Here is a 17261-nt window from a genome sequence, read left to right as displayed (position 1 = left end):
ACACGTCGGTCGGAACGTGAGTTGCCCCGCCACTTGATTCAAAGGGCTACGACGTGCGGTTTCATCAGCTTAGCAACGCATATGGACCATTCAAGGTCATGGCGGACGGTGCCAATATATTGGCGCGGTCCGTGTGTACCTCTCCGCGGTCGTTGCCGAGGATATAAAGATGCGCGAGGTGACGCTGCAACGTAATACCCCGGTCAGCCAACTTCATTCCGTATTCGGCCATCTGACCGTGTGGCCGCCGAACCGATCCTAAGCTTCGGGGGGGACGCATGAAGGACCTCCGTGGGCCAATTTATATCGTAAGCGGCCTTGCTCCCGGAAGGTTCGGTGTGTCGGGATACTACGGGCTCTCTTCGAGGAACAAAAATGGAAGCTCTATCGATAACGGGCAACGCAGAGGTCGTTCATGAATCGAATTTCGAAGTAGTCTCGTTCGAAGGTGAAACGCTCGCCATGATCATCCGGGATTCGTTCTCGAGAAGTGGTGTGAGTTTCTTTACTCCGAAGGAGTTTCCTCAGCAACTCGCGTACATGGAACATCCCGCCGGAAAAGTGATCGACGCGCATCTTCACTGCAAGTTGGTGCGGCAGATCGAATGGACGCAAGAGGTGCTCTTCGTCAAGCGTGGCCGTGTCCTGGTGAAGTTCTATACGCCCGATAAGGACTACCTGTCGAGCCGTGTATTGTACGCGGGCGATGTCATCTTGCTGGCGTCGGGCGGTCACGGCTTCGAGATGCTTGAGGACGCGTCTTTCTTCGAAGTCAAACAAGGGCCCTATATGGGAGAGCAGGAAAAATTGCGCTTCGCGTCCGCACACCTGAGCCGATGCAGTGAAGCGAGTAACGGCCCAGGCGTCGAGCTTGAAGTTAAGGACGGCGCGCGATGATTCCGGTCAACGAACCCCTGCTCGACGGAAAGGAGCGCGTCTATCTGAACGAATGCATTGAAAGCGGGTGGATTTCTTCGGACGGGGCGTTCGTCGAGCGTTTCGAACGTGCGATGGCGGGTTACGTCGGCCGCAGACACGCGATTGCCGTCGCGAACGGCAGCGCTGCGTTGGACGTGGCGGCGGTGGCTCTACGGCTCGGTCCCGACGACGAAGTTATCATCCCCACGCACACGATCATATCGTGCGCATCGGCCATTGTTCGCACCGGTGCCCGCTTGAGACTGGTCGACTCAAGTCCGGATACGTGGAACATGGACGTGACGAAGATCGAAAGCGCTATCACGAGCCGGACGCGGGCGATCATGGCCGTGCACACTTTCGGTCTGCCGGTGGACATGGCTCCGTTGCTGGATATCGCAAGGAAATACGGCCTCGTTGTGATCGAAGATGCTGCGCAGGCAATCGGACAATCCTATAACGAAGCGAAGTGCGGCAGTTTCGGCGATATATCGTGCTTCAGCTTCTACGCCAACAAGCACATCACGACGGGGGAAGGGGGCATGATCGTCTGCGACGACGACGAGCTGGCTACGCGCGCGAGAAGTTTGCGAAACCTGTGTTTCAAGCCTGAGAGGCGATTCGTCCACGAAGAGCTTGGCTGGAATTATCGGATGAGCAACCTCCAGGCGGCTGTCGGGCTAGCGCAATTCGAGAAGCTAGATGCGCACATCGCGCGAAAGCGCGAGTTGGGCCGCCGCTACGAAAGCCTTTTGCGGGGAGTGCCGGGAATCGGGATGGCGCCGGTGGCATTGCCATATGCCGAGAATATCTATTGGGTCTTCGGTATGGTATTGGACGACAGCTTGCCCTTTGATGCCGACGAGCTCCGGTCCATGCTGGCGGAGGCAGGTGTCAGCGCGCGGCCGTTCTTCTGGCCGATGCACGAACAGCCGGTTTTTCTCAAGCAAGGGATGTTCAAGGGAGAGAATTTCCCGATTGCGGAACGCATGAGTCGAAGGGGATTGTATCTGCCGAGTGGTCTCGCGCTTACCGAAGCACAGCAGGACTACACGGTGGGCGTGGTGCGCGACATGCTGGCCACCGCCTTTTCGCGAAATTTCTGCAACAGCAGGTCAAGTTCAGCGCGGTGCTGACCGACTGCTCGCCGCAGCAAATATGGCCCGTCACGCAACGGAACAAACACTTGATCCGGGTGGCAGGTGGTGGCACGCGGCTTTCGGCGAGCCGCTTTGACGCGATGCGCTTAGCCAGCGCGGGACTGCCTGGCGGTTCAGCCTCGACTCATCGACGAGGCTGGCTATGACATGCCATTCGTTGCTTTTTCCGACGTTTTCTCGCTCGGGCTGTTTCCGAGCATCACCGTTTTCTCGCGACGAATGTCGCTGAGAGATCGGTAGCACCCAACTCGCCGCCCATGCACTTCAAACTGTCCAGGACCTCGAATCCGCTGAGGTCCAGCATCAGTTCGATCTCGGGCTTGAACATGTAGCGCATCACATGCGTCTCGAGGACGGTCTCGATCGACAGCGTTTTCAAATCCGTTAGCAGGACGGTGTAGTTGAACGCGACAGTATTGTCATGAGGACGCATCGTGGGCTCGGCGATTTGTATCACGGCGGTTTCTTCGCTGGAGGCGCGTTTGATGCGTACGTCGGGCGGAGCGGCGAGGACCGCGGGACCGTACCAGCAATCGAACACGAACAGTCCTGATGGCCGCAGGTGCATCGCAGCGGTGTGACACATCGCCATGAAATCGGAGTTGGTCGTTTGATAGCTCGCAACATGGAAGAGCGAGACGACTGCGTCGTAGAGTTCATTCGTGCGGACGATCCGCGCGTCGCCTTGCTGAAACGTCAGTCGCTTCGCTACTGCGCCTGGCAGAGTGGTACACCTGGCAGCGGCTCGGGCAAGCATATCGGCGCTCATGTCAACGCCAGAAACACAAAATCCCGCGGCTGCGAATTCCGCCGCGTGGCGTCCGGTGCCGCAACCTAGATCCATCACGTGACCTCCAACTATTCCGTACCGCCCGAGCAATCCGGTGACAAACGACGCTTCCGCCTTGTAGTTCTTGTCATCATAGAAAAGATCATAGTATTGCGAATATCTCGTGCTGAAGCTCATGAAGCGACTCCATGTCTGGTCGTATGGTGGTGGCGAAGTCACGCGTGACGCGAACGGGCTCTTGTTTATTCGAAGGCAACCAAAGCCAAAGCTCAGGGTGCTCATGAGAAAGGGTATCTAGCGGGGATTTTCAGACTACATGCATGACCGTTTTCAGCAAGGTGTTGACGGGTCGTTTCCTTGCTGAAGCATTCGCCGTCTGATCGGTCTATCGCTCAGCAAGTCCAGTGGGTCGGGAAACCCTGATGAGCGGCTTTATGGTTTTCACTTTCAGCGCTGAAGAAATCAGACGATGTTTTGGTCTTGTTGATACTGGGAGCGACGTTCTCGGCCAGAAACATGCTTTTGGCGGACAGCGCGGCAATGGTGGATCGAATATGGCACTAAGCTCACGAGGTCATACGCTTTCCACAGCGTTCCAACGCAAGCCAGAGCAGCGATCCAGAACCGAAGCAAAATGGAGGTAACGGCATGTCCCACGCTACCAGCTTAGGCGATGCAGGAGATAACGGTATTTTCCACCGATTTAAAGAACGCGCGGTCAAGCTCATAGGAATTTTGTTGTACGACGGTTTTTCGCTGCTGGAAGCGGGCACCCTTGCCGAGGTGCTTCATATCGCCAACGAGATTCAGTCTCGCAGTCTGAGAAGAAACGCAACTTACAGCGTCCGTCTAGTCTCTGCCTGCGGTGGGATGATAGCCTGTTCGTCATCCGTTTGCGTTTGGACCGAGCGCCTGGGCGGCCAGCGGTTCCAAGGCTTCGACGCACTGTATATTGCGGGCGGACCCGGCGCAAAGCGTGCAGCCGCCGACGAGGTGCTCATTGGGTTATTGACCATAGCATGTTCGCAGACCGGCGTCGTCAACCCTCTCGGCAACGGCGACTTGCTGTTGGCGGCAGCGGGCATTTCTCGCCGCGATTGGGCTTCGGTCGATCCGGGCATCTGGAGTCCGGAGACGTCTAACGTCGCGGCGTCGACCGAAGGCGGCGATGCGCTGATCAACTCGCTCGCGCTCGTGAAGCGGGACCTCGGATACGACATCGCGACAGCGGTTGCCGATCACTTCACCGTCTCCAAAGATCAGAATTTGGCGACCATGCTGAGCACCATGGGAACGAACACGCAGGCGGAAAAGGCACAGGAATCCGCGCGCTGGCTCGAACGAAATTGCGGACGCCCGGTTTCAATAGGCGACGCGGCTCGTACGGTGGCGATGAGCGAGCGGAACTTCCTGCGTCTGTTCAAGCGCGAGATGGGAGTGACACCGTCGGAATATCTTTTGCGAGCGCGCCTCGATCTCAGTTGTGAACTGTTGGTCAGAAGCGACTTGCCGATAGACAAGATCGCTCGCAGGGTTGGACTGACGAATGGCGAGCGGCTTTCGAAAGTGTTCAGGAGGCAATTCTCGATGTCGGCGACGGAATACCGCTGTCGAAAGAAAAGCGGCGCCACGGCCGATCCTGTGGAGAGGTCCGCTTAGGAACTGGCCAGGTTTCGAGGAGAAACAGATCTTCACGCATCTGTTCGCCTCGGAAGCTCGATGTCCGAGGGTCGCATGAGCGTCATATGAGCCTTGCACAAGGGCTTTTCTCAGGAAGCCGTCGGACCGGCCAAATACCTGCCTTAATCAGTCACGAACGGCGCCAGCAAGCTCGCGCAATCTAAATTCAAACAGAGCGCCACTCGAGGCGTTCAGTCTGGGTGTACCGGTCCTTTACCCGGACCTCGAGGCGCTGCGCGAGCAAGTCGGCGACGCGGGACTGCTGGTCGATCTGGCTCGGCCCGACAGCATGGCGGATGCGCGCACCAATTTTGTATTAGGCAAACTTATGCCGAGCCAATGCAATTACTCATCCTGCACACCAACCCTGTGAACCCCGGCACCATGCTGTCGTGCCGCACAGGATGACCGGCAAGTCACCCATGCGAGCGGAGCATTTCAAGAGACGAACCCCGACCCCGATCGATCTGCGCGCGCTACAGGCATTCGTCGCCGTGTGCGAAAGCGGCTCGATGACGTGCCGCGAAGCAGCTCGGCCTGAGCCAGAGCGCGGCCCGAATGTAACGGGGCGCGCGTTGGTGGAGTTGGCGGGGCCATTGATCGAGCATGCGCAGATGGTCAGAGCCCGCATCGGCGATGCCTCGCATACGGGCAAGATGCCGGTGCGGCTGGGTTGCGTCGATTCGTTCGCGGCGACTTTGCCACGATTTCACGATTCTTGCTCGTTCTTTCATAAACAGCAGATCAAGCTATAGCCTGGTTGGATACGAGGCGCTCCAGTGCCTCGTCAAACAACGGCCGAAAGTCAAGAGAGTTGTCAAAGCAACTAAGTGCGCGCCTTCGGTAACCTTCGTAATCTTCTGCGATGCGAGAGAGCGCATCCAGTATCTCGGAGGGCTGACTGACAGCGATTCCGCATCCGCTGACATCCATCATCCGCTGTAGCGAAGGCAGATTTCGCACTACGACCGGGATCCCGTTTCGCAGGCAAAATGCCAACTTCCCAGATGCCGCTGCCATCTGGTGAAAGTTTGGCCCTATATCGTCCGCGTAATAAACCACCCCTGCCCATGCGGATGCGTAGATGCTATCGAGCTGGTCATAAGGAACTGGATCAAGTGACAAGATAGCCCGATTCTGGCTCGCGTTCGAAACTTCGCGGATGTACGGATCATCGATGGTACGGCGGCGCCGTTCATGAAATAGCAATCGATAGGGGTCTGGCCACGAAGCTGCGGCGCGAGCCAGTTCAATGGATTGCATTTCTCGAGAAATCATGCCTGCATGTAAGACGATCCTGATATTGGGCGGCAGTGAAAATCGGCGATGAAGAAAAGCAGTGTCGACACCGCCTGGACGACCCATAGGGGAATTAGGCACATATGCTATGCGCTGCTCAGTGAATCCGTTCTCGAGAGCTAGCGAACGCGCCCGCTCTTCGTCTTGAGCTATGACGAGGTCTGCTCCACGACTCAGCGAGATCTCGCGCTTCTTCGCCCAGCGTATGACTGGGTTTCGGATAGTGCTGAGTAGATATATTTCGAGTGACCAGTAAGCCAGGCGACGAACCTTTGATTTACGAGCCACCGCGTTTGCCGCTATCAAACCAAATAGGTCAACACCGAATGCGACGTCGTAGGATCGTCCCCGCAGCTCGTCTACCGCTCCGAACGCGAAATCATGTACGCTAACCGCCAATGCTGCACAATTCAATGCGCTTCGTATCCACGCCGGGCACCATCGTTGGCTTTCTAGGCCCCGGTTCTTTTTCTGCAGAGCTATGATCGTCACACCCGCTGGGAACCCGGGCGCGTCCGGATAATCCGCACCAAGATCTCGCACGACTACGTCGACTCGATAGCCATTTTCAGCCAACCGACGGATCGCATTGATGATGCTCGGGGCCGCCCCGATGTACTCTTCCCAAAAACAGATCAGCGCTCGCGGGGCGGGCGGGTTCGGCATGGTGGTCTCCGCATTCGTTTGTCGCCTCGAATCGACTTTCCGTAGGTCGTCTTCTGCTATAGGCCGGGCTATGCAGAAAAATCGGCTTCGTTAGCGATATCTTGGTAGCGAAATCTTAATGTAACTTCAGGTTCAGCCGCCGGTACTGGCGGATAATGGCAAGTAGTTGGCCGACGACGCGGCGCGTTTGCAATAGCAATGTGAAACAGACGGCGCGATCAAATCTGAACTGCAACACCTTCCTCGTGTAAGGTGCGCACATGCAAAAAAGAAGAACGTATCAGCAGCTTCAGCCTGAAGAGCGCATGACCATTGCAAGCATGAAGCAGCAGGGTTCGAGTGTTCGGCCATGGCCCGAACTGTGAGCCGCGAGCTGACCAGAAACACGTGTTCTGTCGTGGGCTATGCGTCTGCCCCGGCGGAGTCGCTCAGCACGAGCCGACGCCGGCAATCAGTCTTCCGTCGGCGTGCTGGTTGAGCGCACCAGTCGACTGGTGCTGCTGGCGAAGATGGAAGACGCCACCGCCGCTTCGGCACTGGCGGGCTTCACTGCCAAACTGAATTCGATCGCCGCCCCACTGCGCCAGAGCTTCACTTACGACCAGGGTAAGGAAATGACCCGGCATCAGGAGCTCAGCGCCGCCACCGGCGTGCGTGTGTACTTCTGCGATCCGCACGGTTCATGGCAACGCGGTACCTGCGGGAACACCAACGGGCTGCTGCGGCAGTATCTGCCCAAGGGTACTGACGGCACTATCACGTTGCTGAGACGGTCGGGTAAGCTTGGTACAGAACCATACCTTTGACAGGTGAGGCACAAGCGAGTCCATTAAAAGGCTTCTCGGAATCTCTGTCTCGCCGCAGTCCTCGAAGTTTTTATCCAGTTCCCGACCAATGACAATATCAGGTAGTTTCGCATCGAGGCAACGGCGCAGCGCTTCGATGATCTGTTTATTGAACTCTAACCCACGCTTATAGCACCCTCGAAAATGTGCGCGATATCCAGTTCGCGCATTGAAGAACCAATCGAATAACCCAACGCCCACGGCGAATTGGACAACAGCGCGGGAGTCGTCCGGTTGGGCCTCTGCGTGTTCGCGTCCGAATCGCACTACGCCGAGACCGAACGCCTCGTCCAATGCCTTCACGGTTGCCACCAGCAGTGCGCTTGGCGGTCATGCCATTTCGTAGATATTCACAGCAACAGCATGAAGCCGCTCAACAAATAAACCGAGCCGGATTGCGGGAAAGGTCAGGGTTTCGGGGATGGTTTTTCAGGGTTGTATATCTCAATGCAAGGCAAGCCCGCGACGCGGGCGCGTCAGCCCGTAGGGAAAGCATCGCGGGGAGTCGGTGTGCAACGTTGGAACCCCGGCCCTCTGGCCGACGAAACCACAGGACGCTTCGTCGTCGCCGAGATAGTCAGCGAAATTATTGAACGCCCACCACGAAGCGCGCGCGAGTTCCACGTTCTGGTGCACCGAATAGTGCGTGCGCAACAGGCCGGACGACTGTGACGTGCTGCCCGCGCCGATCATGCCCTGTTCGATAATCAGCACCCCGTTGAGCTTTGCCTCGTGTGCCGTACGGATGAGCGCAGCCAGCACATGCCCGTTCTGCAAATCATCGTTGTCGTTCGGACATCACCGATATGTACCGCGTTCCGTGCTGTCGGTTATACCGCTCGCAAAGCTTGAGCCCGGCGACGTTCGCGATAGCGTAGGCTTCGTTGGTATGCTCGAAGCTGCTCGTGCAGGTACTCTTCCTTTATGGGCTGCGGGCAACACTTTGGATAAGTGCATGATGAACCAAAGAAGAGGAGATCAGGAGGTGCGTGTGAGACCACCTGGTACCGCGAAACTGGCTTCAGCCAACGTCATGGCATATTCGGTCAACCCGTCTAGTGACCCTGGAACTGCTCCTATGCTTGCAGACGCGTGGGGTCGTTCTCTCTTCATCAAGCGGGGCCGCGTGATGGTCAAGCTCTATACGGCCGATCGAAAATTCCTGACGAGCCGCGTGCTGTGCGCGGGTGATGTCATCTTGCCGGCGTCAGGTGGGCACGGGTTCGAGGTCATCGACGACGTATCTTTCATCGAAGTCAAGCAGAGCCCCTATGTGGGAGAGCAGGAGAAAGTGCGCTTCACGGCGAACCGATAACCGATGAATCGAATTGGCGATGCCGGGAAGTACGTGTTCGACGCAAGACCAGAGGGGTGGATGATGGAAGACGCGGTGAGTTCTGAAGACGCAATGGCAGCGGCGAAGGCAGAAGCGTCGCTCGGGCACTCCTGTCGGCGCATCGTCCCGGTCATTCTCGCAGGCGGATCGGGCACGCGCCTCTGGCCGATGTCGCGTGAGCAGTTTCCAAAGCAATTGATCGATGTGGTCGGACGGGATTCATTGCTGCAGGCTACCGTCACACGGATGGAGGGTTTCGTCGGCGGCTTCGACGTCGACACTCAGCCGATTATCGTGTGTGGGGAGGAACACCGGTTCCAGACAGAAGAGCAGGTGCGGGCGTGCGGCGTCTCCGCGAAGATTATCGTCGAGCCTGAGCGGCGCGATACGGCGCCGGCGCTCACGCTCGCGGCGCTCGCAGCCGTTAATCAGGATGACGACGCGATCATGGTGGTGATGCCGTCTGACCATTCCATCTCAGACATTCCGGCGCTGCATCGTGCGATCGCAATTGCCGCTGAATATGCCGAACGCTCCATGATCGTGACGTTTGGCGTTGCGCCCACACGGCCGGATACCGGCTTTGGCTACATCCGAATCGGCGACGCCCTCGAAAACGGCGCACATCTGATCGACCGCTTCGTCGAAAAGCCCACGACCGAACTCGCCGCGCAGTACGTTGCTGCAGGCACCTACTGGTGGAACAGCGGCATCTTCATCGTGCGAGCGGGCGTGTGGCTCGAAGCGCTAGCCAAGCTCAACGGCGACATGCATGCGGCCTGCACCGCGGCGTTCGCGGAAGGCAAGGCGGACGACAACTTCATTCGTCCTTGCCCGTTTCAGTTCGGCCGTGTGCCGGCGGATTCCATCGACTATGCGGTAATGGAGCACATTGGCGCGGCCGGCTCGCCTTGCAAAGGCGTGGTCGTGCCATTGGCGGCGGGATGGTCGGACCTCGGATCCTGGGATGCCGTGTGGGAAGCGATGGAGAAGGACGGGCTCGGCAACGTCGCGAGCGGGCGTGTCGTTTTCGAAGGCGCGACCTCGAGCTATGTGCGCGCCGAGGGCGGGCGGCTGGTTGCATGCGTTGGCACCTCCAACGTAGTCGTCGTCGACACGGACGACGCGGTGCTCGTCGCCGACCGCTCACACGCGCAGGACATCAAGACGCTGGTGGCGCGCTTTCGCGAGCAGCGCGCGCCTGAAGCCGAGACGCACCGGAAGGTGCGCCGTCCGTGGGGCTTCTATGATGCGATCGAGCGCGGCGAGCGGTTTCAGGTGAAGCGCATCGTGGTTGCGCCAGGCGCTCGCCTGTCATTGCAGATGCACCACCATCGCGCCGAGCACTGGGTCGTCGTGCGCGGCACCGCGCTCGTGACACGGGGCGAGGACCAGTTTCTTCTTTCAGAAAACCAATCGACCTTCATTCCGCTCGGCGTGCAGCATCGGTTGGAGAATCCGGGCAAAGTGCAGCTCGAAATCATCGAGGTTCAATCGGGCAGTTATCTCGGCGAGGACGATATTGTGCGCCTGGACGACTGCTACGGCCGAATTTGACCCTATCGCATTACATAGTGCATCGGAACCCAATCCTATCGACTTGAGGATTGCCACATGATGCCAGTGGCAGCGAAGGCCTTGCGTGGCACAGTTCGTTATGAATGTTCAGGTCATACGTGACGAGAACGCCGGGCATCGCGCCGGCTTTGGAGGGTAGAGAAGCGTCTCACTGCTCATTGGAGATGATTCTGCTGTGTCTCGCCATTCGGACGGATCACGACGGGCGCGGTTGCCCGTATCGTGCGCGTGTCCGATGGCGCACAGGGCGTACAGCCGGTCAACAACTCTAGCGACCAGCTCTGACGACGCTCCCAGCGTTGGCCAGCGCCTTTGAGGCCGATTTCACCGACGTGCCGTACCCGGCGGCCGTCCAGTTTCCCCTTGATGCCCAAGCGCACGCGACAGATTGCCCACCTCGCGCTTGAGCAACTCCGCGAACTGCGCGACGCGCTCATCGGTTACGCGCACGCTCGGCCCGAAGATGCACACCGAACCTGCCACCTGGTTCGCGCCGTTGAAGAACGGCGCGGCTACCGCGACTGCGCCGGCGATCAGCTCGTGATGGCTGGTGCCGAAGCCTCGTGCGCGGACCGCGTCGAGATCGGCGGCTAGCGCCGCGACGTCCTGATCCGGATCGGTCAGATAGCGCCGCAGATCGTCCTTCGACAGCGGCATCTGCGAAAGAATCGTGCGGCCGCTCGCGCCGAGCACGAGCTTCTCGCGATAGCCGACCCCGCGCCGGAAACTCAGCGGCTGCGGACTTTCCAGTTCGGCCACGCAGATCCGGTACGTCCCCTCCGGCACGAACAACGCGACCGTCTCCGATGTCGCTTCCCAAAGCTCACGCAGCATCGGCTGCGCGAGCTGCGCGATCGTATTGCTCGCCATCCACGCGTGCGCGAGTTGCGCGACCGAACTGCCGAGCCTGAAGCGTTGCGGCTCGCCCGACGAGGCGAGAAAGCCGTTCTGTTCGAGCGTATTCAGCAGGCGGTACAGCGTCGGTCGGCTCAGGTCCACGCGGGTCAGCAGCTCCGCGACGGTCAATTCTTTGTCCCCGGGTCGGTACGCCAGAAGAATTTCTAGCGCCCGTTCGACTGCCCGCACATTTTCGTGCGGCTTTTTTTCTTCCATTTGAAATTTCCTTTCTGCGGCGGTCCGCGTCGATTGCACATTGTAGTGAAAGTCCCTAGCCGCAAGAACTTGACGTCGATCAATCTGTCCGTACAATGAGACGATATTCTCACACAACGGACAACCGGATTCGGAGGAATGATGGACAAGAACATGTCGGAAACTCTGGTTCGCACTGGCCCAGGCACGGCGATGGGCGATCTGATGCGCCGCTACTGGGTGCCGGTGCTCCTCGCCAGCGAAATCGCAGAGCCTGATTGCCCGCCGGTGCGCGTGCAGATCCTCGGCGAAAAGCTGCTCGCTTTTCGCGATTCCGACGGCCAGCCGGCGCTGATCGACGAGTTCTGCTCGCACCGCGGCGTGTCGCTGTACTTCGGCCGCAATGAAGAGAACGGCATCCGCTGTTCGTATCACGGTCTGAAATTCGACCGCAACGGCAACTGCGTGGAAGTGCCGTCCGCGCCGCAGGCGTGCAAGCACATGGGCATCACCGCGTATCCGTGCATCGAACGCGCGGGCATCGTGTGGGCGTACATGGGGCCGAAGGACCGCCAGCCGGCGCCGCCGGATCTCGAGTGGTGCAATCTGCCGGAGAGCCACGTGTTCGTCTCGAAGCGGCTGCAGGAATCGAACTACCTGCAGGCGATGGAAGGCGGCATCGACACGAGTCACGTGTCGTATGTACACCGCTACGAAGTCGACGAGGACCCGATGCACCAGGGCACGAAGGCACTCGACTACATCAAGGCGGACGGCAACGTGATCTTCGAGATCGAGAAGCAGCCGTTCGGCCTCACGCTGTTCGGCCGCCGCAACGGCGAGCCGGATTCGTACTACTGGCGCGTCACGCAGTGGCTGTTCCCGTGGTACACGCTGATCCCGCCGTTCGGCGATCACTCGCTCGCGGGCCACGTATGGGTGCCGATCGACGATCACACCTGCTGGGCGTGGAGCATCAACTTCCGCCCGGACCGTCCGCTCGACGAGCAGGAACTGGCCGACCTGAACGCCGGCAAGGGCATTCATTGTGAGTACGAGGAGGGTGGCACGTTCCGGCCGAAAGCGAACAAGGACAACGACTACCTGATCGACCGCCAGGCTCAGAAGGAAAAGCGCGCGTACTCGGGCGTGTTCGGCTTCGCGATGCAGGACGCGTCGCTGCAGGAAAGCATGGGTCCGATCCAGGATCACAGCAAGGAAAAGCTGCTGCCGACCGACCGCGCGATCGTGATGGCGCGCCGCATGATGTACGAGGCGGCAACGGCGCTGGTGCCCGACACCGATCCGCCCGCGATCGACGCCGACCAGCAGCGCGTACGTGCTGCCGGCGTGCTGCTGCCGCGCGATCAGAAGCCGCAGGAATGGGCGGTGATCCATCTGCACGACGGCAAGGACCAGCCGATCTACTCGATCTGATGCACCGCGGAGCCGGACTTCGGTCCGGCTGCGCGTGTCGTCGTCTGGTCCGACTGGACCTTCTGCCCATTCCGCAAAAGGAGGCCGGCTGCGCGCCGGCATGCAATGCAGCAACGTAAAAGACTCGAGGACAAGGTCGCGCTGATCACCGGCGGCGGAGGCGGCATCGGTGCCGCGACCGCGCGCGTGTTCTGCGCGGAGGGCGCCGCGGTGGTGCTGGTCGATGCGAACCCGGAGGCGCTCACGCGTGTCGCCGACGAACTAAAGGCGGCTGATCCGTCCGCGCGTGTCGAGACGTTCGCGGCCGACGTGTCGCACGACGCCGATGCGGTGCGCGCGGCGCGACTCGCCGCCGATTCGTTCGGCCGGCTCGACGTGCTGGTGAACAACGCGGCGATGCGCAACTACAGCGCGCTCGCCGACGCGACGCCGGCCGAGTGGCAGGCGATGGTGTCGGTCAATCTGGTCGGCACATCCAACTATTGCAGGGCAGCGCTGCCGTTCCTGCGTCGCGCGGGCCGCGCGAGCATCGTCAACGTGTCGTCGTGCTACGCGGTGACCGGCCGCAAGGGCATGGGCCTGTACGACGCGACCAAGGCCGGCATGCTCGCGATGACCCGCACACTCGCGTTCGAGGAGACCGCGAACGGCGTGCGCGTGAACGCGGTGTGCCCGGGTTCGACGCTGACCGAATTCCACATGAGCCGGGCCATTGCATCGGGCAAAAGCGTCGAAGTGCTGAAGACGCAACGCCAGGACACGTCGTTGATCGGCCGTTGGGCGTCGCCCGAAGAGATCGCATGGCCGATCCTGTGGTTCGCGAGCGACGAGGCTTCGTACATAACCGGCACGACACTGATGGTCGACGGCGGCCTGTCGGCGATGTGAGCGGAGGAGGTGGCATGAACATGACCGATTCCACGCTGATGGTGCGTGTCGCCGCACGGCGCGACGAAGCCGACGGGATTGCCGGCTTCGAGTTCGTCGACATCGACGGCCGCGACCTGCCGCCGTTCGAGGCGGGCGCGCACATCGACGTCTACGTGCCCGGTGGGCCGGTGCGGCAGTACTCGCTGTGCAACGCGTCTCGCGAGCGTCACCGGTATCAGATCGCGGTGTTGCGCGCCGCCGATTCGCGCGGCGGATCGCAGCGCATGCACGACGCGGTGAACGAAGGCGACGCGATTCGCATCGGCGTGCCACGCAATCACTTTCCGCTCGCCCGGCATGACGCGAAGCCGCTATTGCTCGCGGCCGGCATTGGCGTGACGCCGATTCTCTGCATGGCGGAGCAACTCGCGGCAATGGGCGCGGCGTTCGAAATGCATTACTGCGCGCGCTCGAAGAGCCGTGCGGCGTTCGTCGAGCGAATCGCCGCGTCGTCGTGGGCGGACAACGTGCAATACCACTTCGACGACGCGCACGGCACGCTCGATCTGAACGCACTGCTGACGGACGCCGGCGCGGACCGGCATCTATATGTGTGCGGTCCGCAGGGCTTCATGAACGCGGTGCTCGACACGGCCCGCTCGCTCGGCTGGAGTGACGATCGTCTGCGTTACGAATACTTCGCGGCGGCGCAGCCGTCGGGTGATGGCGCGTCGTTCGACGTGCGGCTCGCGCGCTCGGGCCGCGTCGTGTCGATTGCGGCCGATTGCACTGTCACCCAGGCGCTCGCGGCGGCGGGCGTCGACGTGCCGGTGTCGTGCGAGCAGGGCATTTGCGGCACCTGCGTCACGCGGGTGCTCGAAGGCGAACCTGACCACCGCGACCTGTTCCTGTCGCCAGAAGAGCAGGCCCGCAACGATCAGTTCCTGCCGTGCTGTTCACGCGCGAAGTCGAGGGTGCTCGTGCTCGATCTGTAACCGTAATCGCCGGCCCGGCCGCCAGGCGCGGTCGGCGCCATCCATCAGAAAGAAAACGGGCGGCCGCTGGCACGCCCGGCATCGGAGGAGTCATGGAGAAGAATCTGGCGTCGTCGTCGGAGGGTATGCCCGCGAGCGTCTGGACCGAAAACGGTGCGAGGGCGGCGAGTAGCGCCGACACGAGCCCGTATCGCTGGGTCGCGCTGTTCATCGTCTGGGCCGCGTTTCTGCTCAGCTATGTGGTCCGCGTCGCGTGGAGTACGGTGGCCGCGCCGGTCGGCGCGTCGCTCGGCATTGGCGTGTCGATGCTCGGTGCGTTCGTGACCGCGTTTTACGCGGGCTATGTGATCGCGAACGTGGTTGGCGGCATGCTGACCGATCTGCTCGGCGGTCGCGCGATGCTCACGCTTGCGCTGCTGCCGCTCGGCGTGCTCACGTTCACGTTCGGCTATACGCATTCGCTCGCATTCGGCATCGTGATTCAGGCCGCGATGGGTTTCGCGGCGGGCGCCGACTACTCGGCCGGCATGAAGATCATTCCCGCATGGTTCACGCGCGACCGTGGCCGCGCAATGGGCCTCTACACGACCGCGACGTCGCTCGCCGTCGTGATCGCGAATGCGGTCGTGCCGTCGTTCTCCGCGCGGCACGGCTGGTCGAACGCATTCCATATGCTCGGCATCGTCACGTTCGCGTGGGGCATCGTCACGTTGCTGCTGCTGAAGAACCGGCCGTCGAACGAAGCGAAGCCCGCGCGCAACAGCCTCCAGGAAATGCTCGGCCTGTTGCGCAACCGTAACCTGATCGCGCTGTCGATCGCGGGATGCGGCGGGTTGTGGGCGACCGTCGGCTTCGGTGCATGGGGCAACGCACTGATGACGCGCCAATACGGCATTGCGCCGATCGTCGCCGGATCGATCGTCGCCTCGTTCGGCATCGGCGCGGTGATCGCCAAGCCGACGCTCGGCTGGATCTCCGACCTGCCTGGTGTGTCGCGGCGGATGATGTCGATCGGCTGCCTGATCGCCTTCGCGATCGCGCTGCTGGTGTTCGGCTACTGCTCGACGGTGCATCAGTTCTATCTGGTCGCGCCGATTCTCGGTGCGTTCTCGTTCGGCTATCTGCCGGTGCTGATGGCTCAGGTCAGCGACGCATCGGGCAAGCGTCTCGCGGGCGCGAGCGCCGGCTGGACCAATGCTATCTGGCAGTCCGGCAGCGCGGTGTCGCCGATGGTGGTCGGCTCGCTGTATGGCGCGAGCCATTCGTTCATGCTCGCGCTCCTCACACTCGCGATCGGACCCGCTATCGCGGTCATCGCGATGTTCTTCGTCAACCCGCACATCGCACGCGAATGACCGATTCTCCGGTAGCCGACGCGGCCCCGCGCCGGCTACCGCGACGACAGAGGTCGGACGATAACTAATCCGCATCACAAAACAACTCACTTTCCAGCAGGAGACACATGGTGAAGCACAAGCCTCTCGCCAGGCCGTCGAAGGTCCTTTTTGCATGTGGTATTGGTATCGGCATCAGCGGCGCGGCGCATGCGCAGTCGTCGGTCACGCTCTATGGCATCGTCGACTCGGGGGTGACCTACGTGACTCACGCTGTCACGCCGCAGGGATCGTCGGGCACGCAGGTCGCTCTCGGCACCGGCAACCGGCTGAATTCGCGTTGGGGTTTCACGGGCAAGGAAGATCTCGGCGGCGGACTACGGGCGATTTTCACGCTCGAATCGGGCATGTCGATGAACACCGGTGCCCTGCAGCAAGGAGGGCGGCTGTTCGGCCGGCAGGCGTTCGTCGGACTCGAATCGGACCGCTACGGCGCGATGATGCTCGGCCGGCAGATGACGCCGATGTATCGCTACTTCCTCGCGCTCGACCCGCTCGGTTATTCGAGTTACGGCCTTTCCGCGCAGGACGCGCAGTTCGTCGGTCGCGCGGATAACGCGGTGTCGTATCTTGGCCACGTGGGACCATTCGAGCTGAATGCGCTCTACAGCCTCGGCTATGACGCAGTCACCTACAACGTGCCGGTGGCGGGCTCGTTCCGCGTCGGCAAGCAGTACGACATCGGCGGACGCTATGTGCAGGGGCCGCTGAATCTGACGTTCGTGTACGAGCAGCGGCAAGGCTCGGCCATCGCTTCATCGGGCGACAGCGAGCGCCGCTACGTGGCCGGCGGTTCGTATCAGATCGGCAAGGCGACGCTGTACGGCGGCTACGAATTGCTGCTGAACGACGTCCGGTCGACGCTCGCGGCATCGCCGCCGCAGTCGATGGCGTTCGCGGGCGTGCGCTACAGGGTGGCGCCGGCGCTGGACCTCGCAGCCGCGACTTACTACCACGCGTATCGCCAGGTCGACGCGCACGCATTGAGCACCGGTGTCAACGCGGACTACTGGCTGTCGAAGCGCACGGCGCTGTACACCGACATCACGTATGTGATCAACAGCTCGAAGGCCGCGCTGAGTGCGACGGGGTGGGCGACTTCGGTCGCGACGACGACCGTGAAGACCGGCGCGAACCAGCTCGCTGTTGCGGTCGGCGTGCTGCACAAGTTCTGACTTCACGCTGCAAAGAGGGCGACCGA

Annotated in this window: 14 protein-coding genes and 3 pseudogenes; 12 read left to right on the top strand and 5 right to left on the bottom strand. The window is 60.9% G+C overall.

Features of this window, described 5'->3' with window-relative positions; translation table 11 throughout:
* Positions 1-375: 375 nt before the first annotated feature.
* Positions 376-897 carry a hypothetical protein gene (locus F6X39_RS19475; protein WP_187617762.1) on the top strand — a complete coding sequence of 174 codons (522 nt, stop codon included), beginning with the start codon at positions 376-378 and terminating at the stop codon, positions 895-897.
* On the top strand, positions 894-2054 hold the full coding sequence (locus F6X39_RS19470) for a DegT/DnrJ/EryC1/StrS family aminotransferase (RefSeq protein WP_187617761.1): 1161 nt from the start codon (positions 894-896) through the stop codon (positions 2052-2054). The genes F6X39_RS19475 and F6X39_RS19470 overlap by 4 nt, the downstream gene beginning before the upstream one ends.
* 223 nt (positions 2055-2277) lie before the next feature.
* On the opposite strand, the gene F6X39_RS19465 is transcribed toward F6X39_RS19470, so the two are convergent.
* Positions 2278-3045: a class I SAM-dependent DNA methyltransferase gene (locus F6X39_RS19465; protein ID WP_187617760.1), complete on the bottom strand. Its 768-nt coding sequence runs from the start codon at positions 3043-3045 to the stop codon at positions 2278-2280.
* A 471-nt stretch (positions 3046-3516) separates the two neighbouring features.
* Here F6X39_RS19465 and F6X39_RS19460 point away from each other — a divergent pair, with 471 nt between their 5' ends.
* Positions 3517-4527 carry a GlxA family transcriptional regulator gene (locus F6X39_RS19460; RefSeq protein WP_187617759.1) on the top strand — a complete coding sequence of 337 codons (1011 nt, stop codon included), beginning with the start codon at positions 3517-3519 and terminating at the stop codon, positions 4525-4527.
* Positions 4528-4952: 425 nt separating this feature from the next.
* A complete protein-coding gene (locus tag F6X39_RS19455; RefSeq protein WP_260335190.1) occupies positions 4953-5303 on the top strand; it encodes a hypothetical protein in 351 nt (116 codons plus the stop codon).
* On the opposite strand, the gene F6X39_RS19450 is transcribed toward F6X39_RS19455, so the two are convergent.
* Entirely contained in the window at positions 5293-6513 is a 1221-nt protein-coding gene (locus tag F6X39_RS19450; RefSeq protein WP_187617758.1) for a glycosyltransferase, read from the bottom strand. The two genes, F6X39_RS19455 and F6X39_RS19450, sit on opposite strands and share 11 nt — an antisense overlap.
* Positions 6514-6962: 449 nt before the next feature.
* Between F6X39_RS19450 and F6X39_RS19445 the strand changes: the two are divergent.
* Positions 6963-7262 (top strand): annotated as a pseudogene (locus tag F6X39_RS19445) (IS30 family transposase); the annotation flags it as partial.
* 636 nt (positions 7263-7898) lie between these two features.
* Here F6X39_RS19445 and F6X39_RS19440 read toward each other — a convergent pair.
* Together F6X39_RS19440 and F6X39_RS19435 are read right to left on the bottom strand one after the other, a co-directional pair.
* A pseudogene (locus F6X39_RS19440) lies at positions 7899-8054 on the bottom strand (FAD-binding oxidoreductase); the annotation flags it as partial.
* 18 nt (positions 8055-8072) lie between these two features.
* A pseudogene (locus tag F6X39_RS19435) lies at positions 8073-8335 on the bottom strand (NAD-dependent epimerase/dehydratase family protein); the annotation flags it as partial.
* Between the two features lie 101 nt (positions 8336-8436).
* Here F6X39_RS19435 and F6X39_RS19430 point away from each other — a divergent pair.
* The gene (locus F6X39_RS19430) at positions 8437-8673 is read left to right on the top strand and encodes a hypothetical protein (protein ID WP_262414748.1); all 237 of its coding nucleotides are present in this window, start codon (positions 8437-8439) and stop codon (positions 8671-8673) included.
* 93 nt (positions 8674-8766) lie between these two features.
* Positions 8767-10251 (top strand): mannose-1-phosphate guanylyltransferase/mannose-6-phosphate isomerase, encoded by a 1485-nt coding sequence (locus F6X39_RS19425; protein ID WP_187617817.1) that lies wholly within the window; start codon positions 8767-8769, stop codon positions 10249-10251.
* Positions 10252-10596: 345 nt separating this feature from the next.
* Here F6X39_RS19425 and F6X39_RS19420 read toward each other — a convergent pair whose 3' ends face one another.
* On the bottom strand, positions 10597-11385 hold the full coding sequence (locus F6X39_RS19420) for an IclR family transcriptional regulator (RefSeq protein ID WP_187617757.1): 789 nt from the start codon (positions 11383-11385) through the stop codon (positions 10597-10599).
* A gap of 141 nt (positions 11386-11526) precedes the next feature.
* Between F6X39_RS19420 and F6X39_RS19415 the strand changes: the two genes are divergently transcribed.
* The 5 genes from F6X39_RS19415 (at position 11527) to F6X39_RS19395 (ending at position 17235) form a co-directional block, all read left to right on the top strand.
* Positions 11527-12801, top strand: a complete 1275-nt coding sequence (locus F6X39_RS19415) for an aromatic ring-hydroxylating dioxygenase subunit alpha (protein ID WP_184071569.1) — start codon at positions 11527-11529, stop codon at positions 12799-12801.
* Positions 12802-12906: 105 nt separating this feature from the next.
* Complete coding sequence (locus tag F6X39_RS19410; RefSeq protein ID WP_187617756.1) at positions 12907-13689, top strand: SDR family NAD(P)-dependent oxidoreductase; 783 nt, start codon at positions 12907-12909, stop codon at positions 13687-13689.
* Between the two features lie 14 nt (positions 13690-13703).
* Positions 13704-14666 (top strand): PDR/VanB family oxidoreductase, encoded by a 963-nt coding sequence (locus F6X39_RS19405; protein ID WP_187617755.1) that lies wholly within the window; start codon positions 13704-13706, stop codon positions 14664-14666.
* 92 nt (positions 14667-14758) lie between these two features.
* Positions 14759-16021: an MFS transporter gene (locus F6X39_RS19400; RefSeq protein WP_187617754.1), complete on the top strand. Its 1263-nt coding sequence runs from the start codon at positions 14759-14761 to the stop codon at positions 16019-16021.
* A gap of 107 nt (positions 16022-16128) precedes the next feature.
* Entirely contained in the window at positions 16129-17235 is a 1107-nt protein-coding gene (locus tag F6X39_RS19395; protein ID WP_187617753.1) for a porin, read from the top strand.
* Positions 17236-17261: the final 26 nt, after the last annotated feature.

This window comes from Paraburkholderia sp. UCT2 (genome assembly GCF_014397665.1).
Lineage (GTDB): Bacteria > Pseudomonadota > Gammaproteobacteria > Burkholderiales > Burkholderiaceae > Paraburkholderia > Paraburkholderia tuberum.
The sequence above is the reverse complement of the archived record's forward strand: the minus strand, read 5'-3'. Positions and strand labels throughout refer to the sequence as shown.